We start from the raw sequence: 22,278 nt of genomic DNA, 5'->3' as shown, positions 1-22,278 counted from the left end.
TTTACGATAAAGGAAGTGTAAAGAAAAATGCCAGTAAGAATAGAAGCAGATCTACATACGCATACAACCGCTTCCGATGGGACTCAGCGTCCCGCAGCTAACGTTCAAATGGCTTTTGACGCCGGTTTGGGAGCGATCGCCATCACAGATCATGACACGGTTTCAGGCGTGGCTGAGGCGCTTGCAGAGGGCCTTAAGCTCGGTATTGAGGTTGTGCCTGGCGTGGAGATTTCGACAGTAGCGGGCGGACAGGATATTCATGTACTGGGTTACTACGTTCAAACGGAGGACCCGCAATTTCTGGCAAGATTATCGTCTTTGCGGGACACGCGGGATACCCGGAATCAAATGATCATTGACCGCCTGCAGCAGTTAGGTCTTGACATTACGATGGCCGAAGTGCTCAAAGAGGTAGAGAACATCAAGCGCCAAGGCGACACCGTAGGGAGACCGCATATCGCGGCTGTTTTATTGGGTAAAGGCTATGTGGCATCCATCAGCGAGGCTTTTGACAAGTACTTAGGCACCGGGGCTGCTGCGTATGCGAATCCGCCAAGGATTGAGCCTGCGACGGCTATAGCCTGGATTCATGACGCAGGAGGGAAGGCTGTTCTTGCGCATCCGGGCATTTATCATAATGATGCTCTTGTAGAGGCCATCGCCCAGCAAGGGTTAGATGGGATTGAAGTTTACCACTCCGACCATACACCGGAAGATGAGGCGAAGTACCTTCTTCTTGCACAGCGCTCCGGACTTCTCATTACAGCAGGTTCCGATTTTCACGGCGAACGAGGCGGTGTTGTCTTTCATGCACCGATTGGCTCGAAGCGCATAGGCATCGATATCCTGCAGCATCTACAACCGGAGAAGGAGCAGCGTCCATGAAGAAGATTCGCAAAGCCATTATTCCCGCGGCTGGTTTAGGTACTCGTTTCCTGCCAGCGACCAAGGCGCAGCCCAAAGAAATGCTGCCCATCGTTGATAAGCCGGCTATTCAATATATCGTCGAGGAAGCGATTGAATCCGGCATTGAAGATATCATTATTGTAACTGGGCGCAATAAGCGTGCCATTGAGGATCATTTTGACAAATCCGTTGAGCTTGAGATGATGCTGGAGGAAAAAGGCAGCACGAAGCTGCTGGAAATTGTACAGTCGGTGTCCAATTTGGCCGATGTGCATTATATTCGCCAAAAGCAGCCGCTCGGACTCGGTCATGCCATCTTGTGCGCACGTAAGTTTATCGGAGATGAGCCTTTCGCGGTATTGCTCGGGGACGATATCCTTCAATCCTCGCCGCCTGGACTTAAGCAAATGATGAATATTTACGAGCAAACCGAAACGTCCGTCATCGCCGTACAAGAAGTTCCTTGGGCGGATGTAAGTAAATATGGCATCATATCCCCGGCTGCCGCGCGTGAGCAGTATCAGCTGATCGAGGATCTGGTGGAGAAGCCTGATCGTGACCAAGCGCCTTCTAATTTAGCCGTTATCGGCCGGTACATTATCATGCCGGAAATTTTCAGCATTTTGGAACGTCAGGAGGCAGGCCGCGGCGGCGAAATTCAATTGACCGACGCTTTGCGTGTGCTTAACAGACAGCAGCAAATGGCAGCTTATCAGATGCAGGCTAAGCGCTACGATGTTGGCGACAAGATGGGGTATATCGAAGCAACGATTGAGCTCGCTCTGCAGCGTCCGGATTTACAGGAGCAAGTGAAATCATATTTATTATCTCTGATCAAGCAATGGGATTCCAAATAGGCATGCGCTAAACTTGGGAGGTTGAATGGATGAGAGAGGCAGAACGGATTGCGGTTATCGGTGCGGGTTATGTAGGCTTGGTATCAGGTGCCTGTTTCGCTGAAATGGGGCATCGTGTGATCTGCGTGGATCAAGCAGAGGAGAAAATTGCTCGTTTGCAGCAAGGTGAAATGCCCATCTACGAGCCTGATTTGCAAGAGCTGGTTACTTCTAATGTTTTGGCCAATCGACTATCGTTTACCTCGCAAATCGGGGAGGCTGTTCGCGGTTCGGATATTATCATCATTGCCGTGGGTACGCCTACACTGGACAACGGCGATGTGGATATGTCCCAAGTGAACAGTGTCCTTGCCAGTATTGCGGCCAATGCCATTACCTCTAAAATCGTCGTCATGAAGAGTACTGTGCCCGTCGGAAGCGGCAGCTTGGCTGAGCAATATCTTCGCCTGCTGGCCGCCTCTCACATCGAGATACAGGTTGTTTCCAACCCTGAATTTCTGAGAGAAGGCTCGGCGATCTGGGATACGTTTCATCCGGATCGCATTGTGATTGGCGCCAAACATCCTGATGCGGGAGCACGTATTGCAGCCCTGCATGCATCCTTGCGTGCTGAAGTGCTTATGACGGACCGCGAAAGCGCTGAGCTTATTAAATACGCCTCGAATGCTTTCCTGGCGACGAAGATTTCATTTATTAATGAAATGGCCAATGTGTGTGAGAAAGTAGACGCCAATGTTAGCCTCGTGGCCAAGGGAATGGGATTGGACCGGCGCATTGGCCCGCATTTCCTGAATGCGGGTATTGGTTATGGAGGCTCATGCTTCCCTAAGGATACGAAAGCGCAGCTGAAGCTGGCGCAGAATATCGATTATGACTTCAAAATATTGCGTTCTGTCATTGAAGTGAATCACTTGCAGCGAGAACGCTTCGTAACCAAAATTGAGCAAGAAGTCGGTCGTGTAAGCGGAAAAAAAATCGCTGTGCTGGGTCTCGCTTTTAAGCCGAATACCGATGATCTACGGGATGCTCCTGCACTCGATATTATCGCTGGTCTGCAGCAATTAGGCGCTGTCGTCCACGCGTACGACCCTGCGGCAGTTGAACATGCTTCCAGCCTTCTTCCGGATCTGCAATTATTCACGGATCCCTATGCTGCGCTTGATGAGGCGGATGCTGTGGTGATCACGACCGAATGGGAGGCTATTCGCTGCTTGAATTGGCGGTTAATTCGCAGCCTAGTGAAGGAACCGCTCATTGTCGATGGACGCAATATGTTTGAACCGGATGACATGCGTGAACTCGGCTTTACGTATGTTTCCATTGGCAGAAAAACAGCTGTGCAAGCGGAAATGGTCGTTTAAGTGTGAGGCCTAGCAAGGGCTGCCTACAAGTAGAAAAACTACTTGAGGGCAGTTCTTGTTTTATTTTTATGCACTAATTGTGCTTGCTGATCTGCGGCTAGCAGCACACAAGTACACTTCGATCGTGCCAACTCAGAAGCTGGGAACACGGAAGCCCAGAAGCCCAGAGCCTCGGAGCCCGAAGTCTGGAACCTCAGGCCCCGAGGACCCTAGAAGCCCAGACCCCAGACCCCAGACCCCAGACCCCAGACCCCAGACCCCAGACCCCAGACCGCCAGACCGCCAGACCGCCAGACCGCCAGACCGCCAGACCGCCAGACCGCCAGACCGCCAGACCGCCAGACCGCCAGACCGCCAGACCGCCAGACCCCACGACTAACCAAGTCCACGATATCCCTGGCAAAAGGGGGACATCAGCGGAATGCGCCACTGTACTTTGTAAACCTGCCCAGCTGAGCCTGCCATTTTGACCGTCTCGGAGCAGCTTGTAAGCTTTCTAGCCGCCGAGCCTGCCTTTTTGGAAGTCTCAGCGTGCTTTTGCTGAGAAAATGCTGTTTCCCTAGCTGAGCCTGCCATTTCGACCGTCTCGGAGCAGGTTGTAAGCTTTCTAGCCGCCGAGCCTGCATTTTTGCAAGTCTCAGCATGCTTTTGCGGAGAAAATGCTGTTTTCCCTAGCTGAGCCTGCCATTTCGACCGTCTCGGAGCAGGTTGTATGCCTTCTAGCCGCCGAGCCTGCCTTTTTGGAAGTCTCAGCGTGCTTTTGCTGAGAAAATGCAGTTTTCCCCAGCTGAGCCTGCCATTTCGACCGTCTCGGAGCAGGTTGTATGCCTTCTAGCCGCCGAGCCTGCCTTTTTGGAAGTCTCAGCGTGCTTTTGCTGAGAAAATGCTGTTTCCCTAGCTGAGCCTGCCATTTCGACCGTCTCGGAGCAAGTTGTAGCTTTCTAGCCGCCGAGCCTGCCTTTTTGGAAGTCTAGCCGCTGAGCCTGATTATACGACTTCATAGAAAAAAACCTGCACTTTGGCAGGTTCTCTGAGTCAGCGAATGATAATCCTCATCCATGACCAATTACGTTGTCACAGACTAACAGGGCTTTCAAACAAGCCCCTTTGCCCTCGTTATTTGATTGTTACCTTCATCTGCTTGATCTTATTTTCGTCTGGGGTAACGTACATTGTTTTTTGATTGACATAAATGACGAAGCCAGGTTTGGAGCCATTTGGTTTGTGGACATGCTTGATGGCCGTATAATCCACAGGGACCTGGCTGGAATGCTTGGCTTGACTGAAGTAAGCGGCTAATTGCGCTGCTTCGGTTAGAGTGGCTTCGGAGAAGCTGCCGCCCCTAATGACAACGTGAGAGCCGGGAATATCCTTGGTATGCAGCCAGGTATCCATCGACGAGGCAAGCCGATTCGTTAAGTATTCGTTTTGCGTATTATTTTTCCCTACATATATCGGAATACCCTCACTAGACAGATAGCTAGCCAGCGCAGGCTTGTCTTTTTTCTTCTTTTTGCGCTGCTTTTTGTTGCGATCCCGGATGTAGCCTTGCTCCATGAGCTCGTCGCGAATTTCTTCAATATCGCTTAGCGAAGCTACACTCAGCTGCTGGAGCAGGGAGCCTAAATAAGTAATTTCTTGATGCGTTTGTTCGATTTGCTCTTCGACGACCGCTGTACTATTTTTCATTTTGGTATACTTTTTAAAATAGCGCTGCGCATTTTCAGATGGCTGGAGGAGCGGATCAAGCGCGATTGTGATCATAGCCTGGTTCTCATCGTAATAGTTAACGGTTTCTACCTCTTTATCTCCTTTTTTGATCAGATGGAGGGAGGCAGTCAACAACTCGCCGAGAATTCGGTATTTGTCGGCATCCTTGGAATCATCTACGGTTTCCTGTAATTTTTCCAGTTTTTTCACATTCTTATTGGATTCATTATTTAAAAAACGCAGCAAATCTGCGACCCGTTGTTTGACGGTATCTCTCTCCGCTTTATCCCCATAAAAATGCTCCAAACAGACGCTTGGTGTTGGGTACGGTGTTGAGACTCCGGCAATATGAGTCAAAGGCGTCACGGCAAAAAACAATTTGCCTGTGCCTTCTTGCTCGGTGATGACAGGCTCATACCGGTGTTCGCGCACAGCCGTCATAATGCCATCGAAAGCTTTCCACAACGAGGCGGTTTCCCCCTGTTCCGTGTGGTTCCCGGCTTGTTTGCTGCGGAAGACGATCTCTTTGGCAATCAATGGACTTAATCCACTGAAGGCGGCAACCAGCCGGTGCTCAGGCTTTTCAGGCTCCTCTTGTGAATCCTCGGCGGCCTCCGGCTCCATGGTGCGATGGAAAGCGGAGCTGTCCGTCTCGAGCGGGTTTTGCTTATCTTGCGCGGGCGGTGTGACATATTTGCTTCCGGGCATGACAACGCGATAGGAGCTGATGGCTGGCGTGACATGATGAATGCCGTCCAGAATCGTTTCGGTCGCTGGGTCCAGCAGAATCATATTGCTGTGCCGTCCCATAATTTCCACAAGGATATGTTTGAGGCTCATATCGCCTAATTCATCACGATGACGTATTTGCATGCGGATAACCCGCTCCATGCCGATTTGTTCCACAGCTTCAATAACGCCGTTCTCACAGTGCTTGCGCAGCAGCATGCAGAACATGGGAGCATCCATGGGGTTAAGCTGTGATTGTTCGGTAAGCTGAACCCGTGGATAGGTGGGATTGGCGGAAAGCAGCAGCTTCAGGTTCTGCCCTTGTGCTCGAATGTGCATGATGATGTCATTTTCGCTGGGCTGATGAATTTTATTAATGCGGCCTCCTACGCACGTCTGCAGTTCGTGAACGATTGCATGAAGGACTAGTCCGTCTAAAGCCATGTTACTTACAACTCCATTCTAGGGGAGCTAATGGCGGCGATATACGATGACATCCCCATTAGCTTCGTGGTTAAAAACTTGTGCCAACCTCTATGATGCCATACTTTACACAAAAACTTAAGTGCCCGCCACTGGGAAAGATGATTTCAGGGATATTTTCCGGCTTGTCTGAATACATTTACGTATGAGTGATTGGTTTGAACAAGTGGGAAGTGGGAGGGAGAAGGGCGGATGAGTCAGAATAAGTGGTACCAGTTGACGTCGGAGGAAGTCCTGCAGTCGCAGCAGGTGAATGCGCAGCAAGGATTACCCTGGGAAGAAGCTTGGAAGCGGCAGGCGGAGATAGGTCGTAATGAGCTGTCAGAAGGGCATCGTGTGTCTCCGATTACGCTGCTTTTAAATCAATTTAAAGATTTCATGGTGCTGGTCCTATTGGGGGCGACCCTGATTTCAGGTTTGTTAGGCGAATATTTGGATGCGATTACGATTGTTGTCATTATTGTGATGAATGCCGTATTAGGTTTTACCCAAGAATTTCGTGCGGAACGCTCCTTGCGTGCACTCAAAGAACTGTCAGCCCCGAATGCCAATGTGTGGAGGGAAGGGGCAGTTCATCAAATACCCGCTCGTGATTTGGTTCCCGGAGACATCATTCTACTGGAAAGCGGTGACCGTGTTCCGGCAGATGTACGCTTCTTGGAGACGAATGGCGTCTATATTGAAGAGTCGGCGCTTACAGGGGAATCGGTTGCTGTCGGTAAAGTAACTTCGGCCATTCCTCTTGACGAGGTTCCGCTGGGAGATCAGCGAAACTTGGGCTTCATGGGCACTATGGTTTCGCGTGGAACGGCCAAAGCGGTTGTTGTCCGCATCGGGATGAACACGGAGATGGGGAAAATCGCCGATTTGATCCAGAATACAGAGTCGATGGAAACGCCGCTGCAGCACCGACTGGAACAGCTTGGCAAAATTTTAATTATTGTCGCGATCGCTTTAACGATATTAGTTGTCGTAGCAGGTATTATGCATGGACAACCGCCTTATGCGATGTTCTTGGCAGGAGTCAGCTTAGCGGTTGCGGCGATTCCGGAAGGACTTCCGGCGATTGTAACGATAGCGCTCGCACTTGGCGTACAGCGGATGATCAAGCGCAAAGCGATTGTCAGAAAGCTGCCTTCCGTGGAGACGCTGGGATGTGCGTCGGTTATATGCTCCGATAAGACAGGCACGCTGACGCAGAACAAAATGACCGTTACCCACCTATGGGTAGGCGGCGATGTAATGGAAGTAACTGGAGACGGCTATACGCCGGTTGGGAGCATTCAATTAGGCGGTCAAAATGCGGACGTCGCTAAACACGTGTCCCTGAACAAATTGCTGCAGGTGTCCGTGCTTTGTAATAATGCGACCCTTTATGAAGAGAAGCAGGAGTCCAAACGGAAGAAAGGCAAGGAGGACAATGCGGTTTCTGTTTGGGGTATCAAAGGGGACCCGACCGAAGGGGCTTTGGTCGTCCTCAGTGCCAAAAGCGGCATTACCCAGCAGTCGCTCAGCGAGACCTACAAGCGGATTGCCGAATTTCCTTTCGACTCGGACCGCAAACGCATGTCTGTTCTCGTAAGCTCGGAGAATGGCCGCATGGCTTGCACCAAAGGAGCGCCTGATGTTCTGCTCCAGCATTGCAGTTACATTCTGTGGGAGGGCAAGGTGATTCCTTTCACCCCGACGCTCAAGCAGAAGGTCATTGCTGCCAATGAAGGGATGGCCAAATCAGCCCTGCGGGTGCTGGGGATTGCTTACAAGGAGATTAAGAGCAGCGACCGCTATGAAGATCATGAGGATGTAGAACATAGTTTGATTTTTGTCGGACTGACGGGCATGATTGATCCTCCGCGCAAAGAAGTGCGTGATGCCATTTCCAAATGCCGCAAGGCAGGCATCAAGACGGTGATGATCACAGGCGACCATCAAACAACCGCAGAGGCGATTGCCAAACAGCTGGGCATGATCCCGGCCAATGGGGTCAGCATGAGCGGGCAGCAGATCGCGCAGCTGTCGGACGATGAGCTTGATGCCAAAGTCAACGATACGTACGTTTACGCAAGGGTTTCTCCGGAACATAAGCTGCGGATCGTCAAAGCTTTGCAGCGCAATGGACATGTCGTCGCCATGACAGGGGATGGCGTGAACGATGCGCCGGCGATTAAAGCAGCAGATATCGGCATCGCGATGGGGATCACGGGAACAGATGTATCCAAGGAAGCATCCTCGCTTATTCTTAGCGATGACAATTTCTCCACCATCGTGGCAGCGATTGAAGAGGGACGAGGCATTTATGAAAATATCCGCAAATTCATTCGTTACCTGCTGGCTTCCAATGTTGGAGAAATTATGACGATGTTTATCGCCATGATGGCGGGACTGCCGCTGCCGCTTGTGCCTATTCAAATTTTGTGGGTGAATCTGGTAACCGACGGCCTTCCGGCCATGGCGCTTGGCGTGGATCAGGCGGAGAAAGATTTGATGCAGCATAAACCGCGTTCCGCGAAGGAAAATATTTTCGCAAGACGCTTGGGATGGAAAATTATTTCTAGGGGCCTTCTCATCGGTGTCTGTACATTAGGGGCTTTCTGGCTCGTCCTGCGAGTCAATCCGACAGATGCGGAAACGTTGTTGAAGGCGCAAAGCGTTGCTTTTGCCACGCTCGTTATGGCGCAGCTTATCCATGTGTTCGACTGCCGCAGTTCTCGCTCGATTTTTCATCGCAATCCGCTGCAAAATCGGTATTTGGTTTTTGCGGTGTTATCTTCACTTGTTCTGATGCTTGCTGTCATGTACGTAGAAGCGCTGCAACCGATTTTCAAAACGGTACCGCTTGGCTGGAAGGATTGGATTCTGGTGCTTATCGCCGCCGGCATCCCTACATTCTTGATGGGTCTGGGCAGTGTCTTATCACCTAAGCGCAGCAAAAGCTCGCGCTCTACAGGGTATAAATCATCCAAGCCTAGTTTTAGATAAACAGCGAAATGCGGAAAAGCTGCCTATGGCGGCTTTTTTGCGTACGGCATTTGGATCAGACAAGCATTGGAAAATAGGCTGACAGGGGGCGTGGGAAAGGTGGCTTAAGGCTGGATGATGTGCCGGCTATGGGCACTATCCCTCTGGCTCATGTGATCGCGAGAAGAGGAGATAATCGCCGAATACAGGGGGAAGGGCTATGCATTTGCGCGTTTTTACGCTATGATAATGGCTAAAACACATGCTTGGAGTGCTGAAAACAATGAATTTCTCAAAATTGCATGGTCTAGGCAACGATTTTATCGTTATAGCGGGCGAACAAGAATTACCGGCAGATGTTGATCAGCTGGCTATTCGACACTGCAATCGTTTCTTCGGTATTGGCGCCGACGGCTTAGTTTATATACTCCCTTCGGAGAATGCCGATTTCAAAATGCGAATTATTAACTCTGACGGTTCTGAAGCCGAGCAATGCGGCAACGCGATCCGATGTGTGTCCAAATATGTCTTTGACCATGGGTTGATTGATAAAACAGAAATTACGGTTGAAACGCTGGGTGCCGGTGTGCAAAAGGTGCAGCTCAACTTGAAGGATGGCAAGGTGTCAACGGTTCGCGTGGATATGGGTCAGCCTATTCTGAACGGTCTCCAGGTTCCGACTACGGTAGATGAAGACCAAGTGATTCATCATCCGATTGAAGTAGACGGCAGAGAGTTTCATTTTACGGCCGTTTCGATGGGCAATCCGCACTGTGTCATCTATGTCGACGATGCGGTGAATTTTGACCTCGCGGCATGGGGGCCGAAGCTTGAAGTGCATCCGATGTTCCCGCGCAAAATGAATGTCGAATTTGTTACGGTAAGAAATCGCAGCTATACGGATATGCGTGTTTGGGAAAGAGGAGCGGGTCCGACGCTTGCTTGTGGAACAGGGGCTTGCGCAACGCTTGTTTCTTCTGTGTTGAATGGCTTGACAGACCGTGAAGCAACCGTTTCTTTGAAGGGCGGGGACTTGTTTATTGAATGGAATGAAGCGGATAATCACGTCTATATGACAGGACCGGCTGAAGAAGTATATACGGGAACGATTGTGAAATAAGCGGGCGAGTATCCTAAGGGCTCTTATGTATCAAAATTATTGATAAACGTTTTCCTTAATATCTCCCTTATTTTATGATACAGTATAACTACATTTTTTAGTAAATGGGGAGTTTATCATGAAATTGGATCTTCGCACGGCGCTGCAGCAGGAAATTATAACCGGTGACGGCGCAATGGGGACTTATTTATATCAGATGGGATTTCCAGTGGGCATTTCGTATGAAGAATTGAATTTGCTCAGACCGGAAACGGTTGCTGACGTGCACCGCCGCTATTTCGAGGCAGGTGCTCGTCTTATTGAAACGAATACCTTCTCGGCGAACCGCGAGAAATTATCGAAATATGGACTTGAAGGCGATGTAGAAGCCATCAACCGTGCTGGGGTTGAGCTTGCTAGGAAAGCTGTCGGTGACGATGCTTATGTCGTAGGGGCGATTGGTTCCATTCGCGCAGGCAAACGTAAGAATGTTCGTACCGCTGATGTTGAGGATTCACTGCGCGAGCAGATTGGTGTTCTTCTGGACTCGCCTGTGGATGGACTCTTGCTGGAAACGTTCTATGATCTGGAGGAGCTGCAACTCGCGCTGCGGATCATTCGGAGCATGAGCAGTTTGCCTGTTATTTGTCAGTTTGCGAATGAAGGCACAGGAAGCACGCAGGACGGCGTGCCGCTGCAGGAAGCTTTCCTGCGGCTGCGCGACGAAGGGGCAGACGTCATCGGCTTTAACTGCCGTGTCGGCCCTAACGGGATTCTCCGCTCACTCGAGAAGCTGGCTCCGCTCGCGGGCGTGCCGTTCTCCGCGTTCCCGAACGCGGGGCTGCCCGACTATGTCGACGGGCAGTACACGTATGCGGCGACGCCGCAGTACTTCGCCGAAAGCGCACTGCGCTTCGCCGACCTTGGCGCGCGCATCATCGGCGGCTGCTGCGGCACCACGCCGGAGCACATCGCCGCCGTTGCCAAGGCGCTGCAGGGCTATGTGCCGGCAGCGCCCGGCACGGCCGTCCCCGCGCGGGGCGTGCGCGTGATCGAGCCTGCGCCGGCGAAGCCCGCGCCGCCGGCCAGCAAACCCTCGCTGCTGGAAATCGTCAAGCAGCGCAAAACCGTCATCGTCGAGCTGGATCCCCCGCGGGATCTCGACATCGAGAAATTTATGCAGGGCTCGAAAGCCCTGCAGGATGCCCATGTCGACGCCATCACGATGGCCGACAATTCCCTGGCGGTGACGCGCATGAGCAACCTGGCCCTCGGCTACCTCGTGCAGGATAAACTGGGTGCGCGTCCGCTGATTCACATCGCGTGCCGCGACCGCAACATGATTGGGACACAGTCCCATCTGATGGGTCTTCACGCGCTGGGTATTGACCACGTGCTGGCCGTGACCGGCGATCCCGCCAAATTCGGCGATCTCCCCGGGTCCAGCTCGGTGTACGATCTGACCTCATTCGAGATTATTCGGATGATTAAACAGCTGAACGAAGGCATTGCCTTCTCCGGCAAGCCCTTGAAGCAGAAGGCCAACTTCGTTGTTGGTGCTGCCTTTAATCCGAATGTGAAACATTTGGATAAAGCGGTTCAGCGCTTGGAACGCAAAATCGAGGCAGGCGCCGATTACATTATGACGCAGCCGGTTTATGATGCGAAGCTGATTGAGCAGATTTATGAAGCGACCAAACATTTGGATATTCCGGTTTTCATCGGGATTGCCCCGCTTGCGAGCGGAGGGAACGCGGAGTATTTGCATAACGAGGTTCCGGGTATTCGGTTATCCGATGAAGTCAGGGCACGCATGGATGGACTCAAGGGTCCTGAAGGGCGCGCAATGGGTGTGGAGATTGCCAAAGAGCTGCTCGATGCAGCCATGCCATACTTTAACGGCATCTATCTGATGACCCCGTTTCTGGCCTATGAGATGTGCGTAGATTTGACGAAATACGTATGGGAAAAGTCGAATCGTCATGATTTCCACTTGTACCCACTTTCAAAATGAATTAAAATAGGGTAATGGATGTGATTAGGATGATTTGCAGTATGACCGGATTCGGACAAGCGAATCGTTCTTTTGCCGGATACAATGTGTTTATCGATGTGAAATCGGTCAATCATAGGTATAGTGAAGTGTCGATTCGCTTGCCTAAGGAATGGGCGGTCTTTGAAGACGCTTTGAAGAAAACGGTGCTGCAAGCCGTAAAGCGAGGACGTGTAGACGTCTTCATCACGGCGGAACGTGAGGCGGCTTCCATGAAGAGCGTGACGGTTGACTTTGCGCTGGCAGATGCCTATTTGCAGGCTGCTGAGCAGTTGAAGGAGCGCTATGGATATGCCGAGCAGGTCGGGCTCAAAGAATTATTAAGACTTCCTGATCTCGTTCAAATGAAAGAGTCGCGTAAGGAACCTGACAAAGAGATTGAAGAGGAATTGTGCGCCTGCTTGCAGGAAGCCGTTTCTAGGTTATCTGACATGCGGCTTCGCGAAGGCGCGTTTCTGGAGCAAGATATTCGTGAACGCCTAGTGGAACTGAAGCGGATTCATGTGGAGTTGGAAGCTTTGGCACCGCAGGTGGTTCAAGAATACGCGGCTAAGATGACGAGTAGAATTCAGTCTCTGCTGCAGGATCAGACGCCTGTGGATGAGCAGCGTCTAGCGACAGAAATTGCGATATTCGCAGATCGTTCGAATGTAGATGAGGAATTGACTCGATTGAAAAGTCATTTTGGGCAATGTGATCAATTGCTCACAGACCAGGAGCCTGTTGGACGCAAATTGGACTTCTTGATTCAAGAAATGAATCGGGAAGTGAATACAATTGGGTCTAAGTCGAATCACTCGGAGCCTACGGCTAGGGTCATTACGATGAAAGCAGAGCTTGAGAAAATGCGGGAACAAATACAGAATATCGAGTGAAGCGGCATGGAGCTTCGCGAGGAGGAAGCCCTAATGGCTATCAAATTAATTAACATCGGGTTCGGCAACATCGTATCAGCGAACCGCATTATCTCAATCGTGAGTCCGGAATCGGCTCCGATTAAGAGGATCATTCAAGAAGCACGTGATCGTCACATGCTGATTGACGCTACGTATGGTAGAAGAACCCGTGCCGTCATTATTACGGACAGCGATCATGTAATTTTGTCGGCAGTACAACCAGAGACGGTAGCACATAGACTTTCCAACAAGGACGATGATCATGACGAGTAATACGAACACTCTTGAGCGTGAGAGAGGTATTCTGATTGTACTTTCCGGTCCTTCCGGTGTCGGCAAAGGCACAGTTTGCGCGGCACTGCGTAAGATTTCTCCGGATATTGTTTATTCGGTATCAGCAACAACCCGATCCCCTAGACAGGGTGAAGTGGATGGCGTCAACTATTTCTTCAAAACGCGGGAACAATTCCAGCAGTTGATCGACACGGATGAAGTGCTCGAATGGGCGGAATACGTAGATAATTTCTACGGTACTCCGAGACGTTTTGTAGAAGAAACGCTGCGCTCCGGCAAAGATGTGATCTTGGAGATTGAAGTCCAGGGTGCTTTGCAAGTCAAACAAAAGTTCTCCGAAGGTGTTTTCATCTTCTTATTGCCGCCTTCCCTAGATGAGCTTGAGAACCGCATTGTTACCCGTGGGACAGAAACGGACGAAGTGATTCGCAGCCGCATGTCGGTCGCGATTGACGAGATCCGTTTAATGGAACACTATGATTATGCGATTGTGAATGATCATGTAGAAACGGCATGCGCCAAAATACAGGCGATTCTGGCAGCTGAGCATTGCAAAAAAGAGCGAATGTATCCAAAAATCGTACAATGGATGGATGAGGTGAATTGAATGTTATATCCTTCAATTGATAAACTGCTTGATATCGTGGACAGCAAGTATTCGTTAGTGGTTGCGGCTTCCAAGAGAGCAAGATCCCTACGCGACGGCGCGAAATCAGATTTGAAAAACCAAAAGGCTCACAAGCACGTGGGTGTTGCGTTAGAAGAACTTTACGGACATTACATCGGCTACGAGAAAATCGAGACGACAGAAACAGAGAAATATCAGAAATAATTGCTTTACCCAACAACCCTAGTGGTTGTTATTTTTTTCTCAAATGGTGCTAAGAAAGGGGAATTCGATGAGTGTATTGCAGGGTAAAACGATTGTACTTGGCGTATGCGGAGGCATCGCCGCTTATAAAGCCGCTGCGCTGACAAGCAAGTTGACGCAAGCAGGCGCGACGGTTCGTGTCATTATGACCAAATCTGCTGTTCAATTCGTGGCGCCGTTAACGTTTCAAACGCTGTCCCGTCATCATGTTTTCGTGGATACCTTTGATGAGAAGGACCCTTCCGTAGTTTCACATATCAACTTGGCGGACAGTGCAGATCTGGTGCTCATAGCTCCCGCAACAGCGAACACAATCGGCAAGCTCGCACTTGGTCTTGGCGACGATATGCTGAGCACCACGCTGCTTGCAACGATGGCTCCGATATGGATCGCACCTGCCATGAACGTGCATATGTATGCGAATCCGGCTGTACAGACGAATATGCAGACGCTGTTAAGTCGCGGTGTGCGTTTTATTGAACCGGGAGAAGGGCAGCTTGCTTGCGGTTATGTCGGCAAAGGACGGCTCGCAGAGCCAGAGGAAATATTTGCTGCGGTAGAGCGCCATTTTCAGGGTGAGCCTGGGCGCTTAGAGGGCCAGCGTGTCCTTGTGACCGCCGGAGGCACTGTGGAACGCATTGATCCGGTTCGTTACATTACGAATGATTCTTCAGGCAAAATGGGCTACGCCATCGCAGAAGAAGCGGTACGCATGGGGGCTAAGGTGACGTTGGTTTCCGGGCCTTCGGCTCTGCCTGTGCCTTGCGGCGTGGAGATTGTGCGCATTCAATCCGCACTGGACATGCGGGAAGCCGTTTTGTCCCGTTTGGAGGCCAGTCATCTTATCGTTAAGGCGGCTGCCGTAGCGGATTATCGTCCTGCGGTCGTTGCCGAACAAAAAATAAAAAAGAAATCGGACTCGCTCACGCTCGATCTGATTAAAAATCCCGATATTCTCCAGGAAATCGGCACGTTGAAAAAGCATCAGTTTGTCGTCGGTTTTGCGGCGGAAACAGAAGCGTTGGATGAGCATGCCATGGACAAGCTGAGCCGTAAAAATTGTGATCTCATCGTCGGCAACGATGTCTCTCAAGAAGGTGCGGGCTTTAGCGGAGATACGAATGTGGTGCGTATTTATGATCGTAATGGGCTTGTAGAAGCTCTGCCTATTCAAAGCAAAAAAGATGTGGCACGCAGACTGCTTGAGCTGGCAGCCGATCGTATGCCGACCGCAGCGAGGAACGCAGATGTACGCTAAAGTGATTGTCGATGTCCCTGCGAAGCAAACGAACCGTGCCTTCGACTATGAAGTTCCGGCCTCGTTAACCAAATGGGTGGAAGTTGGCAGTCGGGTAGGCGTGCCTTTTGGCCCGAGGGTGCTGCAGGGCTTCGTCGTTGAGCTGCATGCGGACACGCAGGTGGATGTCAAGCGGATTAAACCAATTATGAACGTCCTGGATTTGGTGCCTCCGCTCACAGAAGAACTCGTCATGCTTGGCAGATGGGTCAGCCGCATGTACTTGTGTCATGAAGTTACGGCGCTGCAAGCGATGCTGCCTGCTGCGCTCAAAGCGAAATATGAGCGCATGATTGGGGTTGGCGAGGAGTCTGGTGAGCAAGCGCTGCTGGAGATGTCAGATCTCCAAGAAATTGTTCGCTTTGTCAAGTCCAAAGGATCGGTTTCGATGGACGCCTTGATGGAGCGTTTCGCGAGTGAAGGCGCCTTAATCAAACAATTGCTCAGCACCGGCATCCTTACGGAGGAACAGAAGGTCAAAGACCGCATGAACACGAAGAAGGCGCTGACGGTGTTTCCTCCGGCCGGCGGATTGGGCTTGGAGGAGGCTCTGCTCGAGCTTCCTGCCAGAGCGAACAAGCAAAAGGATGTGCTGCGCTATCTGATGGAGCATCCGCATGCGATTCGGCTGACCGCCTTGATGGAAACGATTGAGGTCGGGGCGAGTACGGTCAAAAGCTTGGCGGATCGCGGCTGGATCGAGCTGCGCGAAGTCGAGGTGATGCGCGACCCTTATGCGGGTCGTGCTTTTGCTCGGACCAAGCCGCTTCCGTTAACAGAAGAGCAGACTGGTGTCTTCACGGAAATCCGCGATGCCGTAGCGGATCAGAGGAATGAAGTGTTCCTGCTGCACGGGGTTACGGGAAGCGGTAAAACCGAGGTCTATCTGCAATCGATTCAGCAATGTCTGGATATGGGCAAAGAAGCGATTGTGCTTGTTCCGGAAATTTCGTTGACACCACAAATGGTAGAGCGTTTTAAAGGACGATTCGGCGATCTGGTCGCTGTCCTGCACAGTCGTCTGTCAAATGGCGAACGTTATGATGAATGGCGCAAAATAACGCGGAAGCAAGTGAAAGTTGTGATCGGCGCTCGTTCCGCGATATTTGCTCCTTTTACCCAAATTGGACTTATTATTATTGATGAAGAACACGAGTCTTCCTATAAGCAGGAGGAAAGCCCTAAATACCATACCCGGGATGTTGCGGTGCAAAGGGCGAAGCAGCAGAACGCGGTGGTGGTACTCGGTTCAGCGACACCTTCGCTGGAAAGCATCGAGCTGACAAGGCGCCGCCGGGATCGAGAAAAGCCTCCATTCCGGCTGCTCACGATGCGCGAACGCGTGGCCAGCAGGCCGATGCCGCCGGTCGCTATTGTCGATATGCGCGAGGAGCTCAAGAACGGCAATCGCTCCATGTTCAGCAGGTCCTTGTATAAAGCGATCGAAGATCGGTTACAAAAGAAGGAACAGATTGTTTTGCTCTTGAATCGACGCGGCTATGCGACATTCGTGATGTGCCGCACATGCGGCTTCGTGTCCACATGTCCGCATTGCGACATTTCGCTGACGTATCATCAAAGCTCGCGGATGCTGCGCTGTCACTACTGCGGCTACGCGGAACGTGAAGTGACGCAGTGCCCGAGCTGCCAGTCCGAGCATATTCGTCATTTTGGGACGGGAACGCAGCGTGTGGAAGAGGAACTCAGTAAAATTTTCCCTGGCATTCGCGTCATCCGGATGGACGTCGATACGACGACGGAGAAAGGGTCGCATGAAAAGTGGCTGACCATGTTTCGGGAGAAGCAGGCCGATGTCCTCTTAGGCACACAGATGGTGGCCAAAGGGCTGGATTTCCCAGATGTGACCTTAGTGGGTGTTATTGCGGCAGATACCGTGCTGAATATCCCCGACTTTCGGTCAGCAGAGCGCACTTTTCAGCTGTTGACACAGGTGGCAGGACGAGCAGGCCGTCATGAAAAGCAGGGCGAAGTATTCGTCCAGACCTACACCCCTGAGCATTACAGCGTGCAATATGCCAGTCAGCATGATTATATTGCTTTTGCCAATCATGAGCTGGATATCAGGGCGAATTTAGGGTATCCACCGTATCAGCGGCTGATTTTGGTCACCTTTTCGCATGAGTCCGTTCCCCTCTTGGTGCGGTCTGCGGAAGCTTTCGTAACGCGGCTGAAAGAGATTGCTTTGGAGTATTCAACCAAGCAGATGGATCTATTTGCGAATGTGGTATCAATGGATTCCTCCTTTCATATGGATGTGTTAGGGCCTGTTGCATCGCCTATTTCCCGAATCAAAGATAGATATCGGTTCCAATGCGTGGTAAAATATCGAGGGGAAGATCAGGCTGCAGACATTGTAGGCCGCACCGTAGCGTGGTTTGAGGAGCGCTCGGCGAAGGAGAAACTGCAGATTAGCGTGGATGTTGACCCGCAATATTTGATGTAAGGAACCCCAAATAGAGAAGACTTTCAAAGGTAGGTGCACATTATGGCTATTCGCATTATTGTCAAAGATCCAGATCCTGTGCTGCGTGAAAAAGCGATCACAGTAACCAAATTTAACTCCAATCTGCACAAGTTGCTTAACGACATGGCTGATACGATGTATGAGGCAGAGGGTGTAGGTCTTGCCGCTCCCCAAATCGGTATTCTCAAACGTGTCATCGTGATGGATTGCGGCGAAGAGCACGGTGGACTGATTGAAATGGTCAATCCAGAAGTGGTCACTTCCGACGGTGAACAAATTGGGGCAGAAGGCTGCTTGAGTATTCCTGGTCTGCGCGGGGATGTAACTCGGCCGTTGAATGTGACCGCGAAAGGTCAAGATCGCAACGGAAATCCGATTGAAGTAACGGGGACAGAATTGCTGGCTCGTTGTATTTTCCACGAAATCGACCATCTGAATGGTATTCTGTTCACCGATCTGGCAACAAAAACATATACGAGCGATGAAGAGGAAGATGCCGAGTGAATATTATTTTCATGGGCACTCCGGACTTTGCCGTCCCATCCCTGCAAGCGCTGCTGGAGCAAGGCTACAACGTCACAACGGTTGTTACGCAACCGGATCGGCCGAAGGGACGCAAACGCGTCCTGACGCCGACGCCGGTGAAGGTGGAAGCGGAGAAGCATGGCATTCCTGTGCTTCAGCCGGTGAAGCTGCGTGAAGCGGATTCTGTTGAGGTCTTGCGTCAATTAAAGCCAGATTTAATTGTAACTGCTGCGTATGGGCAAATTTTGCCCAAAGCGGTGCTGGATTTGCCGCAATACGGCTGCATTAATATTCATGCGTCGCTGCTGCCCAAATATCGTGGCGGAGCGCCGATTCATCATGCCGTGATGCAGGGTGAAGCGGTGACTGGCGTTACGATTATGTATATGGCTGTTGGTCTGGATACCGGCGATATGATATCCAAAGTGGAGCTTCCGATTGAAGATACGGATACGACGGGCTCTTTGTTCGAGAAGCTAAGCCTTGCCGGGGCTGATCTCTTGAAGCGCACATTGCCGGATTTACTGGCTGGCCGTATTCAGGCTGTTGTGCAAAATGAGGCTGATGCCGTTTATTCGCCGAATATTCGCAGAGAGGACGAGCTGATCGACTGGTCGCGTTCTGCTGTGGAGCTGTGGAATCAAGTGCGTGGCTTAAATCCTTTCCCAGGCGCTTATACGTTATGGAATGGCGAGGTCATGAAGGTATGGGCTAGCGCGAATCCGAAGAGTGCTTCGGAGCCTAGAAGCAGAAGTTTGGCGCTAGGTGCCGACGCCCCTGCCCCGGGGACTGTCCTTGGCAGCAGTGAGCTAGGCATTGAAGTCATGACTGGCGAAGGCACACTATGGCTGACGCACATTCAACCTTCCGGCAAAAAGGCGATGCCTGTTGCTGAATTTATTCGAGGCGTGCAAATCGCAGCGGGAACGGTATTGGGCGGCGGGAACGAATAGCGGCTTAGACTTAAATTCATTATTACTTAACAAAAAATGAGGTAGTTGATTTGTCAACGGAAAAACCAACTCGTCCGCAACATGGACTTCAGAAATCGCCCAGAGCTGGCAAGCCCTCGGCGCCAAAATCTTCCTCAGGCGCTGCGAAGAGCAGCGCTGTTAAGCATTCTGCCCGAGATGCGGCGCTGGATGTCTTGATTCGGGTGGAAGAGAATCAAGCGTACAGCAATTTGCTGCTGAACCAGATCCTGCAAAAGCATGCATTGGAACGATCGGATGCGGGACTGGCGACAGAGCTTGTGTACGGTACCATTGGACGGAGAAATACGATTGATTTCTTCTTGGAACGGTTTGTGAGCAAGGGGCTTGCCAAGCTGGAGCCCTGGGTTCGCTGCTTGCTGCGGCTGAGTTTCTATCAGCTGCATTATTTGGACCGCATCCCCGACCATGCGGTCGTGAGCGAAGCGGTCAATATCGCGAAGCGCCGAGGCCATCAAGGCATCTCGGGCATGGTCAACGGCGTGCTGCGCGCGATCATTCGCAGCAAAGCCGAGCTTACATTGCCGGCTGCGCTCGGCGATGTGAAGCGCATTGCGCTGGGCCACTCCCACCCGGAGTGGCTCGTGCGCCGATGGATCCGTCAGCTGGGCGCCGAGCTGACGGAACAGATCTGTGCGGCGAACAACGAGCCGCCGCACGTGAGCATTCGCGCGAACGCGAGACGGCGCAGCCGCCCCGAGCTGCTGGAGCAGCTCCAGGGCAGCGGTCTCAGCGCGGAAGCGTCAGAGCTGGCCCCGGCCGGCATCCTTGTGCAGGGGGCCGGGAACATGGCTTTGACCCCCGGCTTCCAGCATGGGGACTACTCGATTCAAGACGAGAGCTCGATGCTCGTCGCTGAAGCTCTGGATCCGCGTCCAGGGATGACGGTGCTGGACTGCTGCGCCGCCCCTGGCGGCAAGACCGCGCACATCGCCGAGAAGATGGACGATGCGGGCAAGATTTGGGCTTGTGATCTGCATGAGCACAAGCAGAAGCTGATCGCCGATCAAGCAGAGCGTCTGGGACTGTCGTCCATTCAGACGCTGGTGATGGATGCTGCGAAGCTGGACGAGCACTTTGCGGCGGAGTCGTTCGACCGCATCCTGCTGGATGCGCCCTGCTCGGGCCTCGGGGTCATTCGCCGCAAGCCGGATCTTAAGTGGGCGAAGCAAGAAGCGGAAATCGACGCAATCAGCGAGCTTCAGTACGGTATCTTGAGTCGCGTGCATCGGCTGCTGAAGCCAGGCGGCGTGCTGGTCTACAGCACGTGCACGATTGAACACGCTGAGAACGCCGGCATGGTTGAGCGATTCCTCGCTGACCACAGTGAATTCGAACTCGATCCGCTGCCAGCGGATCGCTTTGCAAGTATTGATCCAGCAGCGGCTGCAGCTGGGATGGTGCAAATCCTTCCGCAGCAGTTCCACTCGGATGGCTTCTTTATCGCTCGGCTGCGCAAGCGTGCTTAGCATGGGGACATGAACGCATAAGCTGCTCTCGCACATGAAGAATGACCTGCCCACTGCGCAGGTCATTCGCGAATTTTGGCGCGATTCCACATGGGAACGAAAGTATTTTCCGCGTTTACTGGCAGCTGCCGTAGATGAGGATGTGTGTTCGTGCCCGCTTTGTGATAAAATACATGAGATTAGCAAAAAAATAGACCAAATAATAACAGGTTGTGATAAATATGATTAGCAAAGTAAGTGAGAATGTGAAACCGTTTGTGTATGATTTGAATTGGGATGAGTGGCAGAGCTGGGTGAAAGAGAACGGCGAATCCTCGTTTCGTGCCGGACAAATTTTTGACTGGTTGTATATAAAGCGCGTATTCAGCTTTGACGAGATGTCGAATTTGCCGAAGACGCTGCGTGACAAACTGAAGGATCAGTTTGAATTTGTAACATTGACCGAGATCGCCAAGTATCAATCGCAAGATGGTACGGTCAAGTTTCTATTTGAGCTGGAAGATAAGAATGCGATTGAAACGGTTGTCATGAAGCATAACTACGGCAACAGCATTTGTGTTACTACGCAGGTAGGCTGCCGAGTAGGCTGTACGTTCTGCGCCTCTACGCTGGGCGGTCTCAAAAGGGATCTTAGACCTGGGGAGATTGTCGCTCAAGTTGTCAAAGCGCAGAAGCTGCTGGATGAAACCGAGGAACGTATTTCCTCTATCGTGATCATGGGAATCGGCGAGCCGTTTGAGAATTATGAAGCGACGATGAATTTCCTGCGTGTTATGATTCATCCGAAGGGGCTAAACATTGGACAACGTCATATCACGGTATCGACGAGCGGGATCGTGCCGAACATCTACAAATTCGCTGATGAGAATCTGCAAGTGAATTTGGCGATTTCCATTCATGCGCCGAACGATAAGCTTCGTTCCAAGCTGATGCCGGTAAATCGCAGATTTCCTTTCGTAGATTTAATTGAAGCTTGCAAGTATTATATTGCCAAAACAGGCAGACGCATTACGTTTGAGTATGCCCTTATGGGGGAAGTGAATGACCAACCGGAGCATGCTGAGGAGCTAGCCCTGGTATTGAAGGATATGCCGCTTAGCCACGTGAACCTGATTCCTGTGAATTTCGTAGCTGAACGGGATTTCAAACGTACGCCCAGAGATGATATTTTCACCTTCCAGCGTATTCTTGAGAAGGGCAAAATTAACGCCACCATACGCCGTGAACAAGGCAGTGATATTGCAGCTGCCTGCGGGCAATTGCGCGCTAAGCATATGGAGAGCAAGTAATGAG

17 protein-coding genes are annotated in these 22,278 nt (G+C 51.5%); 16 read left to right on the top strand and 1 reads right to left on the bottom strand.

The genetic code is table 11. The features are described 5' to 3' along the window. Positions 1–27 precede the first annotated feature (27 nt). The 3 genes from BC351_RS25345 to BC351_RS25335 are packed head-to-tail and all read left to right on the top strand — an operon-like array spanning position 28 to position 3,124. The gene (locus tag BC351_RS25345) at positions 28–885 is read left to right on the top strand and encodes a PHP domain-containing protein (protein ID WP_079416255.1); all 858 of its coding nucleotides are present in this window, start codon (positions 28–30) and stop codon (positions 883–885) included. Further along, entirely contained in the window at positions 882–1,763 is an 882-nt protein-coding gene (gene galU, locus BC351_RS25340; protein WP_079416253.1) for a UTP--glucose-1-phosphate uridylyltransferase GalU, read from the top strand. The genes BC351_RS25345 and galU overlap by 4 nt, the downstream gene beginning before the upstream one ends. A gap of 29 nt (positions 1,764–1,792) precedes the next feature. Then, the gene (locus BC351_RS25335) at positions 1,793–3,124 is read left to right on the top strand and encodes a UDP-glucose dehydrogenase family protein (protein WP_079416251.1); all 1,332 of its coding nucleotides are present in this window, start codon (positions 1,793–1,795) and stop codon (positions 3,122–3,124) included. A gap of 1,116 nt (positions 3,125–4,240) precedes the next feature. Here BC351_RS25335 and BC351_RS25330 read toward each other — a convergent pair. Continuing rightward, positions 4,241–6,007: an Rqc2 family fibronectin-binding protein gene (locus BC351_RS25330; RefSeq protein ID WP_079416249.1), complete on the bottom strand. Its 1,767-nt coding sequence runs from the start codon at positions 6,005–6,007 to the stop codon at positions 4,241–4,243. Between the two features lie 231 nt (positions 6,008–6,238). Here BC351_RS25330 and BC351_RS25325 point away from each other — a divergent pair, with 231 nt between their 5' ends. The 13 genes from BC351_RS25325 (at position 6,239) to rlmN (ending at position 22,274) form a co-directional block, all read left to right on the top strand. Beyond that, a complete protein-coding gene (locus BC351_RS25325; RefSeq protein ID WP_079416247.1) occupies positions 6,239–9,025 on the top strand; it encodes a calcium-translocating P-type ATPase, SERCA-type in 2,787 nt (928 codons plus the stop codon). Between the two features lie 262 nt (positions 9,026–9,287). Beyond that, positions 9,288–10,124 carry a diaminopimelate epimerase gene (dapF, locus tag BC351_RS25320; RefSeq protein ID WP_079416245.1) on the top strand — a complete coding sequence of 279 codons (837 nt, stop codon included), beginning with the start codon at positions 9,288–9,290 and terminating at the stop codon, positions 10,122–10,124. 118 nt (positions 10,125–10,242) lie between these two features. Further along, positions 10,243–12,117, top strand: coding sequence for a bifunctional homocysteine S-methyltransferase/methylenetetrahydrofolate reductase (locus BC351_RS25315; protein WP_079416243.1), 1,875 nt, complete (start codon positions 10,243–10,245; stop codon positions 12,115–12,117). A gap of 29 nt (positions 12,118–12,146) precedes the next feature. Beyond that, a complete protein-coding gene (locus tag BC351_RS25310) occupies positions 12,147–13,031 on the top strand; it encodes a YicC/YloC family endoribonuclease (protein WP_079416241.1) in 885 nt (294 codons plus the stop codon). A 33-nt stretch (positions 13,032–13,064) separates the two neighbouring features. Beyond that, positions 13,065–13,325, top strand: coding sequence for an extracellular matrix/biofilm regulator RemA (gene remA / locus BC351_RS25305; protein WP_009672664.1), 261 nt, complete (start codon positions 13,065–13,067; stop codon positions 13,323–13,325). Further along, entirely contained in the window at positions 13,315–13,953 is a 639-nt protein-coding gene (gene gmk / locus BC351_RS25300; RefSeq protein WP_079416239.1) for a guanylate kinase, read from the top strand. The genes remA and gmk overlap by 11 nt, the downstream gene beginning before the upstream one ends. Next, entirely contained in the window at positions 13,954–14,178 is a 225-nt protein-coding gene (gene rpoZ / locus BC351_RS25295; RefSeq protein WP_079416237.1) for a DNA-directed RNA polymerase subunit omega, read from the top strand. It abuts the gene before it with no gap. 67 nt (positions 14,179–14,245) lie between these two features. Further along, positions 14,246–15,475 carry a bifunctional phosphopantothenoylcysteine decarboxylase/phosphopantothenate--cysteine ligase CoaBC gene (gene coaBC, locus BC351_RS25290; protein ID WP_079416235.1) on the top strand — a complete coding sequence of 410 codons (1,230 nt, stop codon included), beginning with the start codon at positions 14,246–14,248 and terminating at the stop codon, positions 15,473–15,475. Then, positions 15,465–17,978 (top strand): primosomal protein N', encoded by a 2,514-nt coding sequence (gene priA / locus BC351_RS25285; protein WP_079416233.1) that lies wholly within the window; start codon positions 15,465–15,467, stop codon positions 17,976–17,978. Before coaBC ends, priA begins: the two co-directional genes overlap by 11 nt. Before the next feature lie 42 nt (positions 17,979–18,020). After that, a complete protein-coding gene (gene def, locus BC351_RS25280) occupies positions 18,021–18,503 on the top strand; it encodes a peptide deformylase (protein ID WP_079416231.1) in 483 nt (160 codons plus the stop codon). Continuing rightward, positions 18,500–19,477 (top strand): methionyl-tRNA formyltransferase, encoded by a 978-nt coding sequence (gene fmt / locus BC351_RS25275; RefSeq protein ID WP_244209169.1) that lies wholly within the window; start codon positions 18,500–18,502, stop codon positions 19,475–19,477. The genes def and fmt overlap by 4 nt, the downstream gene beginning before the upstream one ends. Before the next feature lie 50 nt (positions 19,478–19,527). Then, positions 19,528–20,985 carry a 16S rRNA (cytosine(967)-C(5))-methyltransferase RsmB gene (gene rsmB, locus BC351_RS25270; protein WP_079416229.1) on the top strand — a complete coding sequence of 486 codons (1,458 nt, stop codon included), beginning with the start codon at positions 19,528–19,530 and terminating at the stop codon, positions 20,983–20,985. A 221-nt stretch (positions 20,986–21,206) separates the two neighbouring features. Beyond that, complete coding sequence (gene rlmN, locus BC351_RS25265) at positions 21,207–22,274, top strand: dual-specificity RNA methyltransferase RlmN (RefSeq protein WP_079416227.1); 1,068 nt, start codon at positions 21,207–21,209, stop codon at positions 22,272–22,274. The last annotated feature ends 4 nt before the right edge of the window (positions 22,275–22,278 follow it).

This window comes from Paenibacillus ferrarius, assembly GCF_002027705.1.
Classification (GTDB): Bacteria; Bacillota; Bacilli; order Paenibacillales; family NBRC-103111; genus Paenibacillus_E; species Paenibacillus_E ferrarius.
Note: the sequence above shows the minus strand (reverse complement) of the source record. Positions and strands in the feature narration are given on the sequence as shown.